The sequence below is a fragment of the Pseudomonas sp. AU11447 genome, assembly GCF_001672555.2.
In the GTDB taxonomy this organism is placed as follows: domain Bacteria; phylum Pseudomonadota; class Gammaproteobacteria; order Pseudomonadales; family Pseudomonadaceae; genus Pseudomonas; species Pseudomonas nitroreducens.
The window spans coordinates 472,408-485,607 of sequence record NZ_LZDG02000089.1; the positions used below are offsets into that span (position 1 = coordinate 472,408).

A 13,200-nucleotide genomic window follows, 5' to 3' on the forward strand; every position below is an offset into this window, starting at 1 on the left:
ACTAGGCGCCTCCTCGGTCCTACAGGGTGCATCCGCTCTTGTAGGAGCGAGCTTGCTCGCGAACCGGGTCGCGTCGCGGCGACCGGCTTACGACGGACGAACGGTCTCGCCGGTACGCAGGTCGCGGATCAGGCTGGGATTGCGGCGCCCGCCCAGGGCGCCGCCGAGTACGCCGTCCAATTCGCCGCGGAAGTACTGCTCGACGCGCAGGCGGCTGCGCGCGGCGGGGCGGCCGGCGGGGTTGGCCGACGTGGAGATCAGCGGGCCGGTGTAACGGCAAAGCTCGCGCACCAGCGGATGATCGGTGACGCGCAGGGCGACGGTATCGTGCTCGCCGGTCACCCACTCGGGCAGGCGCCCCTGGTGCGGCACCAGCCAGGTGTTGGGGCCGGGCCAACTGGCGGCGAGCTTGTCCTGCCAGGCTTCGGGCAGGTCTTCGAGGAGGAAGTCGAACTGGCGGATGTCGCCGGCCACCACGATCATGCCTTTTTCCACCGGCCGCGCCTTGATCGCCAGCAGGCGGTACACGGCGTCGGCGCTCCACGGGTCGCAGCCCAGGCCCCAGACGGCTTCGGTCGGATAAGCGATCACACCGCCATCGCGCACGACGTGGGCCATGCGCTGGGTACGCCAGTTGCTGTACATCGGGAGTTCCTCGGATCTGCGATGCGCGGCAGTTTACGTGCTCATGTGGCGCGATGCACCCAGACGCCGGCCTCGCAGGCCACCCGCCCGTCCAGCTCCAGCTCGGTGAGTTCAGCCAGCACCTGCGGTAGCTCCAGGCCGCTACGCAATGCCAGTTGTTCGCTGCTCTGCGGGGCAGCGCGCAGCAGATCGACCAGCGGGTGGGACGGCCACGAAGGCGCGGCTTCCACACTCGGCGCGCTGCGCGTCCAGCCCTGCAAGCCCTCGAGAATGTGCTCGACCGTCTCCACCAGCGTCGCGCCCTGGCGGATCAGCTCGTGGCAGCCGCGCGCGCCGGGGTGATGGATCGAGCCGGGAATCGCATAGACCTCGCGGCCCTGCTCGGCGGCCAGCCGCGCCGTGATCAGCGAACCGCTGGACGGGCTGGCCTCCACCACCAGGGTGCCTAGGGACAGGCCACTGATGATCCGGTTGCGCCGGGGAAAGTTCGAAGCCTGGGGTGGGGTGTACAGCGGAAACTCGGAAACCAGCGCGCTGCCCTGCTCGACGATACGCCTCGCCAGGCCCAGATGACGGCGCGGATAGAGGTGCTCCAGGCCTGTCCCCAGCACGGCGACGGTCTTGCCGCCGCCGTCCAGCGCGCCCTCATGGGCAGCCCCGTCGATCCCCAAAGCCAGCCCGCTGGTGATCACGAAACCACCGCCGGCCAGGCTGCGGGCGAAGGCCCGCGCGGTATCCAACCCCGGCTTGCTGGCCCGGCGGCTACCGACCATCGCGAGCTGCGGCCGCTCCAGCACGGTAGGCTCGCCAGCCAGGAACAGCAGAGGCGGTGCATCCTCCAATTCTGCGAGCAGTGCCGGATAGCCCGGTGAATCCCACATGAGCAGGTGCTGCGCCGGCGCCTCCAGCCAGCGCATGGCCTGCGCCGCCTGCTCGCGAATGCGCGCGTCGCGACGTGGCTCTGCACAACTGGCGGGCAGCCCCAGGGAGCGCCACGCCGCCGCTGGCGCGCTCAAGGCAGCAGACGCCGAGCCGAAGGCGTCCAGCAGCCGACGAAAACGTCGTGGCCCCAGTTCCGGCAAGGCATGCAGGCGCAGCCGCGCTTCGAGTTCGGCCGGGGAGAGAGTTGGGTCAACGGGCATGGCGAAATCCTCGGTGCAAGGAGATCGCCGGACTATGTCGCGCCTGCTGGTTCCGTCGCTGTCGGACCCTTCCGGATCACGCTCACAAAAAACCCCGCCGAAGCGGGGTTTCTTCAAGTCACGCGCGTATCACGGGTTCTGGACGCGGTCGTTGACTTCCAGCGAGCGGGTAGCGGTCAGCACCAGCCCGTAGCTCAGGCGGTTGTAGGTACGGAAGACCATCACCAGGCCCGAGCGCTCGTCCGGGATCTTCACCATGTCTTCGGTGACGCGATCGCGCACGGTCTCGCCCAGCTTGTAGATCGCCAGTACGTTGCCTTCGGCCAGGCCATCGCGGGTGCCCTTGTCGATGGTCACCACGTCGTACTTGCCGATCTGCGTCACGCCGCGCGGCACGTCGATGATGGTGCCCTTGATCGGGGTGCTCGGCTCACTGGGCATGAAGGTCGAGGTGATCGCGCGTTCCTCGGTGGGGAACAGGCGGTCGCCCGAGCGGACTTCCTGGGTGGTGCGGGTCAGCATCAGGGTGGCGATATCGCCTTCCTTCGCGGTGACGTTGGCGCCACCGACATCCATGGCGTCAATGCCAAGGACTTCGTTGGTTTCCGGGTCGGTATAGACCTTGGCCTGACGGAAGATGCCGTAGCTACTCTCTTCGGACAGCGAATCGCCGCGGGCGTAGGCACGGTCACCGGCGCCGCTGATCACGCTCTCCTGATCGCCTGCGACCACGTAGGGAGCGTTGGAGAAGTCGGAGTCGCTATCGACGATGCGGTTGGACAGCAGGAAGGCGTTGATCTTGTCCAGCGGAATGGTCGGGATCGCCTCGGCGATCGGGGTGCTGCGCACCCGCGGCGACAGCTTGATGGTCCCGCGGGACTCGCCGCGGTTGAGCATCAGGCGCGGCTGGCCGTCGATGTACGTGAGGCTCAGCACGTCACCCGGGTAGATCAGGTGCGGGTTCTGAATCTGCGGATTCACCTGCCAGATTTCCGGCCACTTCCACGGCTTGCTGAGGAACTTGCCGGAGATGTCCCAGAGGGTGTCGCCCTTCACTACGGTATAGCGATCCGGATGGCCTTCCTTGAGCTGCACGGCAGCCTGCGCCATCCCGCCTGCAGCGAGCAGCAGCAGGGCGAGTAGTGTTTTCCTCATGCGGTGAATCCCTTTATTATGTGTACACATGAAACGCCTGGAAGCCGCCCCTACCGCGCTTTCCAGCCGTTTTTCGATGCTGCTCAGCATATTAGCAGCCGATTTTGACTTTATTCCACAAGTGCATCACAAACGTATATGGCCATTCTGAACATTCTCGAATTCCCCGATCCGCGCCTGCGGACCATCGCCAAGCCGGTCACGGTCTTCGATGACGCCCTGCGTACGCTGATCGACGACATGTTCGAGACCATGTACGAGGCGCCGGGCATTGGTCTTGCGGCAACGCAGGTCAACGTACACAAGCGCGTCGTGGTGATGGACCTCTCCGAGGACAAGTCCGAACCCCGGGTCTACATCAACCCCGAGTTCGACTACCTCACCGAGGAAATGGACCAGTACCAGGAAGGCTGCCTGTCGGTGCCCGGCTTCTACGAAAATGTAGACCGCCCGCAGAAAGTGCGGATCAAGGCCCAGGACCGCGATGGCAATCCCTTCGAGGAGGAAGCCGAGGGCCTGCTCGCCGTGTGCATCCAGCACGAGTGCGACCACCTCAACGGCAAGCTGTTCGTCGACTACCTGTCCAACCTCAAGCGCGACCGCATCCGCAAGAAGCTGGAAAAGCAGCACCGGCAACAGGCGTGACCCCATCTCCCAAAGGCTTGCCCCGGCAAGCCTTTTCTTTTTGAAGAGCCCGATATGAGCCAAGCACTGCGCATCGTCTTCGCCGGCACCCCGGAATTCGCCGCCGAGCACCTAAAGGCCCTGCTGGGCGGCCCCCACGAGCTGGTGGCCGTCTACACCCAGCCGGACCGCCCGGCCGGCCGTGGCCAGAAGCTGATGCCCAGCCCGGTCAAGCAACTCGCCGTGGCGAATAGCCTGCCGGTGCTGCAGCCGCCAACCCTGCGCGATCCCGCCGCCCAGGCCGAGCTGGCCGCGCTCAAGCCGGACCTGATGGTGGTGGTGGCCTACGGCCTGATCCTGCCGCAGGCGGTGCTGGATATCCCGCGCCTGGGCTGCATCAACAGCCACGCCTCGCTGCTGCCGCGCTGGCGCGGTGCGGCGCCGATCCAGCGCGCAGTGGAAGCCGGCGACGCTGAGAGCGGTGTAACCGTGATGCAGATGGAAGCCGGCCTGGACACCGGGCCGATGCTGCTCAAGGTCAGCACGCCGATTTCCGCCGAGGACACTGGCGGCAGCCTGCACGACCGCCTCGCCGAGCTGGGCCCGAAGGCGGTGATCGAGGCCATTGCCGGCCTCGCCGCCGGCACGCTCAAAGGCGAGGTGCAGGACGACGCCCTGGCCACCTACGCGCACAAGTTGAACAAGGAAGAGGCGCGCATCGACTGGTCGCGCCCGGCCGACGAGCTGGAGCGCCGCATCCGAGCTTTCACGCCGTGGCCGGTTTGCCACACCACGCTCGTTGACGCCGCGCTGAAAGTACTCGGCTCCCAGCCCGCGCAAGGCAAGGGCGAACCGGGCAAGATCCTCGACGCCAGCCGCGACGGCCTGCTGGTCGCCTGCGGTGAAGGCGCACTGCTGCTGACCCGACTGCAACTGCCTGGCGGCAAGCCGCTGGCCTTCGCCGACCTGTTCAACAGCCGCCGCGAACAGTTTGCCGCTGGCCAGACCCTTGGCCAGCAAGGGCCGGACGCATGAGTACCAATCCACGCCTGGCGGCGGCCCGCGCCCTGGCCGCCGTACTGGCCGGCCGCGCCTCGCTGGGCAGCTCGCTGCCGACCCAGCTGGAGAACGTCGAGCCGCGCGACCGTGGCCTGGTGCAGGAGCTGGCCTTCGGCAGCGCCCGCTGGCAGCCGCGCCTGTCCACCCTCGCCGCGCGCCTGCTGCAGAAGCCGTTCAAGGCCGGCGACCGTGACGTCGAGGCGCTGCTGCTGGTCGGCCTGTACCAGTTGCTCTACACCCGCATTCCACCGCACGCGGCCATTGGCGAGACCGTCGGCTGCGCGGACAAGCTGAAGAAGCCCTGGGCCAAGGGCCTGCTCAACGCCGTGCTGCGCCGCGCCCAGCGCGAGAGCGAAGCCCTGCTGGCCGAGGTCGACAAGGACCCGGCTGCACGCCTGGCGCATCCACGCTGGCTGCAGAAAGCGCTGAAGAAATCCTGGCCGGAGCAGTACGAGGCCATCTGCGCCGCGAACAACGCCCACCCGCCGATGACCCTGCGGGTGAACCGCCGCCACGGCAGCCGCGATGCCTACCTGGAAGAGTTGAACCGCGTCGGCTTCGAAGCGACCGCCTGCGAGTTCAGTCGTGACGGCATCAACCTCGTGCAACCCTGTGACGTCCGCGAACTGCCAGGCTTTGCCGAAGGCCGGGTCAGCGTGCAGGATGAGGCCGCGCAACTAGCCGCCGACCTGCTCGAGCTGGCGCCGAACCAGCGCGTGCTGGACGCCTGCTGCGCTCCCGGCGGCAAGACCTGCCACCTGATGGAGGCCGAGCCCGCACTGGCTGGCGTGGTCGCCGTGGACCTGGAAGAAAGCCGCCTGGTGCGCGTCCGCGAGAACCTTGCACGCCTGCAACTCGATGCCCAGCTGTTCGCCGCTGACGCCCGCGACACGGCCAAATGGTGGGACGGCAAACCCTTCCAGCGCATCCTGCTGGACGCCCCCTGTTCCGCCACCGGCGTGATCCGCCGCCACCCGGACATCAAGCTGACCCGCACCGCCGAGGACATCGAGGCGCTGGCGCAACTGCAGGCTGAGCTGCTCGATGCCCTGTGGGCCACGCTCGAAGTCGGTGGCGTGATGGTCTACGCGACCTGCTCGGTGATGCCGCAGGAGAACAGCGAACAGATCGCCGCGTTCCTCGGTCGCACCCCCGGCGCCCGCGAGCTGGACCTGCCCGGCCCCTGGGGCATCAAGCAGCCCCACGGCCGCCAGCTGCTTGCGCAGCAGGGCGGGCATGACGGCTTCTACTATGCCAAGCTGATCAAGATTTCCGCCCGCTGACAGCGGGCGCAACGCAGTCCGATACGGAAAGCACGCCGCTCCCATGAAGATCATCATCCTCGGTGCCGGCCAGGTCGGCGGCACTCTGGCCGAGCACCTCGCCAGCGAAGCCAACGACATCACCGTGGTCGACACCGACGGCGAACGCCTGCGCGACCTCAACGACCGCCTGGACATCCGCACCGTCCACGGCAAGGCCTCGTTCCCCACCGTGCTGCGCCAGGCTGGCGCCGACGACGCCGACATGCTGGTGGCCGTGACCAACAGCGACGAGGTGAACATGGTGGCCTGCCAGGTCGCCTACACCCTGTTCAACACCCCGACGCGCATCGCCCGCGTGCGAGAGGCGGCGTACCTGACCCGCGCCGGGCTGTTCGACAACGAGGCGATCCCGGTCGACGTGCTGATCAGCCCCGAGCAGGTGGTGACCAACTACATCAAGCGCCTGGTGGAATATCCCGGCGCCCTGCAGGTGATCGACTTCGCCGAAGGCAAGGCGCAGCTGGTGGGCATCCGTGCCTACTATGGCGGCCCGCTGGTGGGCCAGGAGCTGCGCCAGCTGCGCGAGCACATGCCCAATGCGGATACCCGCGTGGCAGCGATCTACCGGCGCAACCGGCCGATCATTCCCCAGGGCGACACGGTGATCGAGGCCGACGACGAAGTATTCTTCATTGCCGCCAAGGCCCATATCCGCGCGGTGATGGGCGAGATGCGCCGCCTGGAGGACAGCTACAAGCGGATCATCATCGCCGGCGGCGGCAACATCGGCGAGCGTCTGGCCGAAGCCATCGAAAGCCGTTACCAGGTGAAGATCATCGAGATGAATCCGGCGCGCTGCCGGCACCTCTCGGACAACCTCGACAGCTCCATCGTGCTCCAGGGCAGCGCCTCCGACCGCGACCTGCTGCTGGAAGAGAACATCGGCGACACCGACCTGTTTCTCGCCCTGACCAACGACGACGAGGCCAACATCATGTCCTCGCTGCTGGCCAAGCGCCTGGGCGCGCGCAAGGTGATGACGCTGATCAACAACCCCGCCTACGTGGACCTGGTGCAGGGCGGCGAGATCGACATCGCCATCAGCCCGCAACTGGCCACCATCGGTACCCTGCTGACCCACGTGCGCCGCGGCGACATCGAGAGCGTGCACTCCCTGCGCCGTGGCGCCGCCGAGGCCATCGAGGTGGTCGCCCATGGCGACGCCAAGTCGAGCAAGGTCATCGGCCGCAGGATCAACGAAGTGCAGTTGCCGCCGGGCACCACCATCGGCGCGGTGATCCGCGACGACGACGTGCTGATCGCCCACGGCGAGACGAAGATCGAGTCCGGCGACCACGTGATTCTCTTCGTGGTGGACAAGAAGCGCATCCGCGACGTCGAGCGGCTGTTCCAGGCCGGCCTGACCTTCTTCTGATCGACCCCGGGCCGCCGCAAGGCGGCCCTGCCAGTTAATTCCGACGCTCTTTCAGACAGGTCCTACTGCGCCATCCAGCCTCCCTTGTCACCCTGCGCGGCCTGTTCCTGCTTGTCTGCCTCAGGTCATGCGCTACTCCTCCATCGGTCGAATCCTCGGCGTACTGCTGATGCTGTTCAGCGTTACGCACCTGCCGCCACTGCTCGTGGACCTGCACTACGCCGAGCACTCCTGGCAGCCTTTCGCGCTGTCCTTCCTGGTCACCTTGCTGACCGGCTTCGCCCTCTGGTGGCCGTGCCGCCAGCACAAGCAGGACCTGCGCATCCGCGATGGCTACCTGGTCACGGCGCTGTTCTGGATCGTCCTGGGGTCTTTCGGCGCCTTGCCCTTCGCGTTGTCCGACGCACCGCACATGGGCCTGGTCGACTCGCTGTTCGAGTCCTTCTCGGGCCTCTCCACCACCGGCGCGACCGTGCTCACCGGCCTCGATGCATTGCCCCACGCCATCCTCTACTACCGCCAGCAGCTGCAGTGGCTGGGCGGCATGGGCATCGTAGTGCTGGCGGTGGCGGTGATGCCGATGCTCGGCATCGGCGGCATGCAGTTGTACCGCGCGGAGATGCCCGGCCCGCTCAAGGACCACAAGCTCTCGCCGCGTATCGCCGATACTGCCAAGACCCTCTGGCTGATCTACTGCAGCCTGACCCTGGCCTGCGCTCTGGCCTACTGGGCCGCGGGAATGAGCCTGTTCGACGCGGTCGGCCACAGCTTCTCCACCATCGCCATTGGCGGCTTCTCCACCCACGATGCAAGCATCGGCTACTTCGACAGTCCGCTGATCGAGCTGATCTGCATGACCTTCCTGGTGATTTCCGGGATCAACTTCAGCCTGCACTTCCTCGCCTGGCGCCAGCGCAAGGTCAGCCACTACCTGAAGGACCCGGAATGCCGGGCGTACCTGGGCATCCTGCTGGTGCTGTTCCTGATCACCGCGGCAACGCTGATCCTCAAGCACCACTACGACTCGCCGTTGCAGGCGATCCGCTATGCAGCGTTCATGGTGATTTCGGTGGCGACCACCACCGGCTTCGGTCTTGCCGACTTCAGCACCTGGCCGACCCTGCTGCCGTATCTGCTGATCTACAGCACCTTCATCGGCGCTTGCGCCGGCTCCACCGGCGGCGGCATGAAGGTGATGCGCATGCTGCTGGTGTACCGTCAGGGCATGCGCGAATTCCTCCGCCTGCTACATCCCAACGGGGTGTTCCTGGTCAAGCTCGGGCGGCGCACGGTGTCCGACCGGGTGGTGGAGTCGGTGTGGGCGTTCTTCTCCATCTACCTGCTGACCTTCGTGACCCTGATGCTGGTGCTGCTGGCCCTGGGCGTGGACCAGCTCACGGCGTTCTCCACGCTCGCCTCCTGCCTGAACAACCTGGGCCCGGCGCTGGGCGAAGCGGCCGTGCATTACGGCCATCTGCCGGGCAGTGCCAAGCTGGTGCTGAGCCTGGCGATGGTGCTGGGACGGCTGGAGGTGTTCTCGCTGCTGATCCTGCTCACGCCCGCCTTCTGGCGCACATGAGGCACGGATCTTGGGGCAGAATGGCGGCCTGCTGACGGAGACCCGCCATGATCGATTCACTGGAAAAGATGCTCGCCAAGGGCGTGGACAACTCGCTGCTGCGCTTCGGCCTGGGCAAGGGCTACCTGGATGCCGGCGACGCGGTGAAGGCCGCCGAGCACCTGCGCCGTTGCGTGGAGCAGGACCCCAAGTACTCCGCCGCCTGGAAGCTGTTGGGCAAGGCACTGCAGGCCGAGGGTGACCTGGACGGCGCCCGCACCGCCTGGACCGACGGGCTGGCCGCCGCCCAGGCCCATGGCGATAAGCAGGCGGAGAAGGAGATGACGGTGTTCCTGCGCAAGCTGGACAAGGCAAAGGGCGCGTAAGCGCCCTTTTCGGTGCCGCCACGCAATCCGGTTGGGATACCTGTAGGACTGAGGGAGGCGCCTAGCTCCTGCTCGCGAACGGTTCTCCCGGCGGCTAAGGTGCCAGGCCCGTTCGCGAGCAAGCTCGCGCCTACAAAGAGCAATGCTCCTACGCAAAGCCTCTACAGCACCTCGGCAGCCACCGCATCCACTGCCGACTTGGCGATGCCGACGATCTCGTCCGCCTCGGCGCGGGTAAGCACCAGCGGCGGAGCGAAACCGAGGATGTCGCCATGGGGCATGGCGCGGGCGATCATGCCGCGCTCCAAGCAAGCAGCCGACACCTTCGGGCCGACCTTCAGCGCCGGGTCGAAGGGCGTGCGCGCCTCGCGGTCGGCCATGAACTCCAGCGCGGCCAGCATGCCGTCGCCGCGCACTTCACCCACCAGCGGGTGGCCCTCGAAAGTCTGGCGCAGTTGCTGGTTCAGGTAGCCGCCAACCTCCGCGGCGTTGGCGGTGATGTTCTCCCGCTCGAGGATGTTCAGGTTGGCCAGCGCCGCCGCGGCGCAGATCGGGTGGCCGGAGTAGGTCCAGCCGTGGCCCATGGCGCCTTCGCGGCTGGACGCGCTATCGATCACGTCCCATACCTTCTCGCCGACGATCACCGCCGACAGTGGCGCATAGGCGCTGGTCAGGCCCTTGGCCGTGGTGATCAGGTCCGGGCGCATGCCGTAGCGCTGGCTGCCCATCTTGTCGCCGACGCGACCGAACGCGCAGACCACTTCGTCGGCAATCAGCAGCACGTCGTACTTCGCCAGCACCGCCTGGATCGCCTCCCAGTAGCCCTTGGGCGGGACGATGATGCCGCCGGTGCCCATCACCGGCTCGCCGATGAAGGCGGCCACCGTATCCGGGCCTTCGGCGAGGATCAGGTTTTCCAGCTCCTGGGCGCAGTGGCGGACAAAGCTCACCTCGTCCATGCCCGCCGGCGCCTTGTAGAAGTGCGGGCACAGGGTGTGCCTGACGCCTTCCACCGGCAGGTCGAAGTGCTGGTGGAAGCTCGCCAGCCCCGTGAGGCTGCCGGTGACGATGCCCGAGCCGTGGTAGCCGCGCTGGCGCGAGATGATCTTTTTCTTCTGCGGCCGGCCCAGCACGTTGTTGTAGTAGCGCACCAGCTTGACCTGGGTTTCGTTGGCGTCGGAGCCGGAGAGGCCGTAGTAGACCTTCTTCATGCCGGACGGCGCCCAGTCGCGGATGATCCGCGCGGACAGCTCGATGATCGCCTCGGAAGAGTGCCCCACGTAGGTGTGGTAGTAGGCCAGCTGCGTGGCCTGCGCATGGATGGCGTCGGCGACTTCAGTGCGGCCGTAGCCGATGTTCACGCAGTACAGGCCGGCAAAGGCATCGAGCAGCTCGCGACCCTGGTGGTCGCGGATGCGCACGCCGGAGGCACCGGTGATGATCCGCCCCAGCAGCGAGCCGCTGGCGTGATCGTGGGCGTGAGTCGAGGGGTGCATGAAGTGCGCGCGGTCCTCGATGAACAGCTTGGCGTAGTCGGTCATGGCGGTGTTCTCCCGGTCAGATGGCGCCGTGGTGCAAGGCGAAGTACTTGGTTTCGACGAAGGGCTCGAAGCCCTCGCTGCCGCCTTCGCGGCCCAGGCCAGAGGCCTTCATGCCGCCGAAGGGAATGGGGTGGCCGGTGAACTTGGCGCCGTTGACCGCCACCATGGCGAACTCCAGGCGCCGCATCAGCGGCCAGATGTGATCCAGGCGTTGCCCACAAAGGTAGGCAGCCAGGCCGTACTCGGTGTCGTTGGCCTGCCGGACGGCTTCGTCCAGGTCGTCGTACGCGCTCACACCGGCAATCGGCGCGAAGTTTTCCTCACGCCAGATACGCATCTGCCGGGTGACGTCGGCCAGCACGGTTGGCTGGTGGAACCAGCCGCCGAGTGCATGGGGTTCGCCGCCGGCGAGCAGGCGCGCGCCCTGGTCGACGGCGTCCCGCACGCGCTCGCAGGTCACGTCGAAGGCGCCCTGGTGCATCAGCGGGCCGATCTGGCTGCGCGCATCGCTGGCCGGGCCGACGCGCAGCTCACGCACGGCGCGGGCGAAACGCTGCAGGAAGGGCTCATAGAGTTCGCGGGCGACCAGGATGCGGTTGGCCGCGCAGCAGTCCTGCCCGGAGGTCTGGAATTTGGCGTCGATGGCGAACTTCACCGCCTGCTCCAGATCGGCGTCCGGCAGGACGATGAAGGGCGCGTTGCCGCCCAGCTCCAGGGCGACTTTCTTCACGTCGCGGGCGGCGGCTTGCAGCACCAGCTTCCCCACGCGGGTCGAGCCGGTGAAGCTCACGGCGCGCACGCGGCTGTCGCCGACCAGGGTTTCCATGGCCATCTGCGGCTCACCCAGCACCACGTTGAACACGCCGGCGGGGAAGCCGGCTTCTTCGGCCAGCTGTGCCAGGGCGAACGCGGAATAAGGCGTCTCGTGTGCCGGTTTGACCACCACGCTGCAACCGGCGGCGAGGGCGGCAGCGGCCTTGCGGGTGATCATCGCCGAGGGGAAGTTCCACGGTGTCAGCAACGCGGCGACGCCCACCGGCTCGACCACCGTGCCCAGGTGCGCATTGGGGATGTGGCTGGGGATGTTGCGGCCGTTCAGCCGGCGCGCCTCTTCGGCGAACCAGGGGATGAAGCTGGCGGCGTAGTCGATCTCGCCAAGGGCCTCGGCCAGCGGCTTGCCCTGTTCCAGGCTGAGGATCTGCGCAAGGTCGTCGCGGTGCAGGAGGATCAGTTCGGCCCAGCGGCGCAGCAGGGCGCCACGCTCATCCAGGCTGCGCGCTCGCCAGGCCGGGAAGGCCGCGGCGGCGGCGTCAATGGCACCGACGATCTGTTCGCGGTCGAGCAGCGGCACGTGGCCGATGGCTTCGCGGGTTGCGGGGTTGTCGACGGCGATGCTGGCGCCGCTGGCGCTGTGCAGCCAATGGCCGTTCACGTAGCAGAGCGACTTGAACAGCAGGGGATGGGCGTAGGACATGGCGGCGGCTCCTTGGCGGATGGCATGGGAACCATCCTAGGGGCCGCGGGCGCGCGGTTTTTTCCTAAGCGGGGGACGGCGGCGGCAAATCTTTTTGCAGTTCTGCCGCCGCTGTTGGGCTTTTTCGGGTGGCGTCAGGCCGTTGCGGCGCGACGCAGGTTGCGGGTGATGGCGCTGAGCAACATGCCGTAGAGCGGCACGAAGAGCATCAGCATGACCGCGAGCTTCACGCCGTAGTCGACCCAGGCGATCTCCACCCAGTGCTCGGCCATGAAGGCGTTGTCGCTGTGCCAGAAGGCGATGGAGAAGAAGGTGAAGGTGTCCAGCAGGTTGCCGAACAGCGTCGAGACCACCGGGGCGATCCACCACTGGCGCATGCGGCGCAGGCGATCGAATACCTGGATGTCGAGGATCTGCCCGAACACGTAGGCCAGGAAGCTGGCCAGGGAAATCCGCGCCACGAAGGTGTTGAATTCGCCCAGCGAGGCGAAGCCTCTGAAGGCGCCTTCCTGGAAGATCACCGAAATGACGTAGGAAGCCAACAGCGCCGGGATCATCACCCGCGCGATGACCAGCCGTGCCGGGCGCTTGCCGAGCAGGCGGACGGTGAGGTCGGTGGCCAGGAAGATGAACGGGAAGCTGAACGCGCCCCAGGTGGTGTGCCAGCCAAAGAGGGTCATTGGCAGCTGCACCAGGTAGTTGCTGGCGATGATGATCAGGATGTGGAACGCGACCAGGCCGGCGAGTGCGCCGCGCCGTGCCGCCGGAAGGGATGCCGACATGCTTGGGCCTTTTTCGTCGATGGGGTGAGGGAACCCATGCCCGGCACCATGCCGAGCGGCGCGCATTGTATACGATTCGGACCTCAAAGTCAGGTTTTGTTGTGCAATTTTTGTTCAGCTGAATTTAGGTGCAC

12 protein-coding genes are annotated in these 13,200 nt (G+C 66.8%); 6 read left to right on the top strand and 6 right to left on the bottom strand.

Annotation, left to right across the window (positions count from 1 at the left end; translation table 11 throughout):
- Positions 1-87: 87 nt before the first annotated feature.
- The 3 genes from A6723_RS30030 to A6723_RS30040 all read right to left on the bottom strand — a co-directional run bounded on the left by A6723_RS30030 (position 88) and on the right by A6723_RS30040 (position 2,942).
- Positions 88-645 (bottom strand): L-threonylcarbamoyladenylate synthase, encoded by a 558-nt coding sequence (locus tag A6723_RS30030; RefSeq protein WP_054907557.1) that lies wholly within the window; start codon positions 643-645, stop codon positions 88-90.
- Positions 646-686: 41 nt separating this feature from the next.
- The gene (gene dprA, locus A6723_RS30035; RefSeq protein ID WP_054907558.1) at positions 687-1,787 is read right to left on the bottom strand and encodes a DNA-processing protein DprA; all 1,101 of its coding nucleotides are present in this window, start codon (positions 1,785-1,787) and stop codon (positions 687-689) included.
- Positions 1,788-1,916: 129 nt separating this feature from the next.
- Positions 1,917-2,942, bottom strand: a complete 1,026-nt coding sequence (locus A6723_RS30040; protein WP_054907559.1) for a LysM peptidoglycan-binding domain-containing protein — start codon at positions 2,940-2,942, stop codon at positions 1,917-1,919.
- A gap of 138 nt (positions 2,943-3,080) precedes the next feature.
- Between A6723_RS30040 and def the strand changes: the two genes are divergently transcribed.
- The 6 genes from def to A6723_RS30070 all read left to right on the top strand — a co-directional run bounded on the left by def (position 3,081) and on the right by A6723_RS30070 (position 9,269).
- Complete coding sequence (def, locus tag A6723_RS30045; RefSeq protein ID WP_054907560.1) at positions 3,081-3,587, top strand: peptide deformylase; 507 nt, start codon at positions 3,081-3,083, stop codon at positions 3,585-3,587.
- A 54-nt stretch (positions 3,588-3,641) separates the two neighbouring features.
- A complete protein-coding gene (gene fmt / locus A6723_RS30050; RefSeq protein ID WP_054907561.1) occupies positions 3,642-4,601 on the top strand; it encodes a methionyl-tRNA formyltransferase in 960 nt (319 codons plus the stop codon).
- Positions 4,598-5,908: a 16S rRNA (cytosine(967)-C(5))-methyltransferase RsmB gene (gene rsmB, locus A6723_RS30055; RefSeq protein ID WP_054907562.1), complete on the top strand. Its 1,311-nt coding sequence runs from the start codon at positions 4,598-4,600 to the stop codon at positions 5,906-5,908. Before fmt ends, rsmB begins: the two co-directional genes overlap by 4 nt.
- A 43-nt stretch (positions 5,909-5,951) precedes the next feature.
- Positions 5,952-7,325 (top strand): Trk system potassium transporter TrkA, encoded by a 1,374-nt coding sequence (gene trkA, locus A6723_RS30060; RefSeq protein ID WP_054907563.1) that lies wholly within the window; start codon positions 5,952-5,954, stop codon positions 7,323-7,325.
- Positions 7,326-7,452: 127 nt separating this feature from the next.
- Positions 7,453-8,904, top strand: coding sequence for a TrkH family potassium uptake protein (locus tag A6723_RS30065; RefSeq protein ID WP_054907564.1), 1,452 nt, complete (start codon positions 7,453-7,455; stop codon positions 8,902-8,904).
- Between the two features lie 47 nt (positions 8,905-8,951).
- Complete coding sequence (locus tag A6723_RS30070) at positions 8,952-9,269, top strand: tetratricopeptide repeat protein (RefSeq protein ID WP_054907565.1); 318 nt, start codon at positions 8,952-8,954, stop codon at positions 9,267-9,269.
- Positions 9,270-9,430: 161 nt separating this feature from the next.
- On the opposite strand, the gene A6723_RS30075 is transcribed toward A6723_RS30070, so the two are convergent.
- The 3 genes from A6723_RS30075 to A6723_RS30085 all read right to left on the bottom strand — a co-directional run bounded on the left by A6723_RS30075 (position 9,431) and on the right by A6723_RS30085 (position 13,066).
- On the bottom strand, positions 9,431-10,810 hold the full coding sequence (locus tag A6723_RS30075; protein WP_054907566.1) for an aspartate aminotransferase family protein: 1,380 nt from the start codon (positions 10,808-10,810) through the stop codon (positions 9,431-9,433).
- Between the two features lie 16 nt (positions 10,811-10,826).
- Entirely contained in the window at positions 10,827-12,284 is a 1,458-nt protein-coding gene (locus A6723_RS30080; protein WP_054907567.1) for an NAD-dependent succinate-semialdehyde dehydrogenase, read from the bottom strand.
- Between the two features lie 134 nt (positions 12,285-12,418).
- The gene (locus A6723_RS30085) at positions 12,419-13,066 is read right to left on the bottom strand and encodes a 7-cyano-7-deazaguanine/7-aminomethyl-7-deazaguanine transporter (protein ID WP_054907568.1); all 648 of its coding nucleotides are present in this window, start codon (positions 13,064-13,066) and stop codon (positions 12,419-12,421) included.
- Positions 13,067-13,200 lie beyond the last annotated feature (134 nt).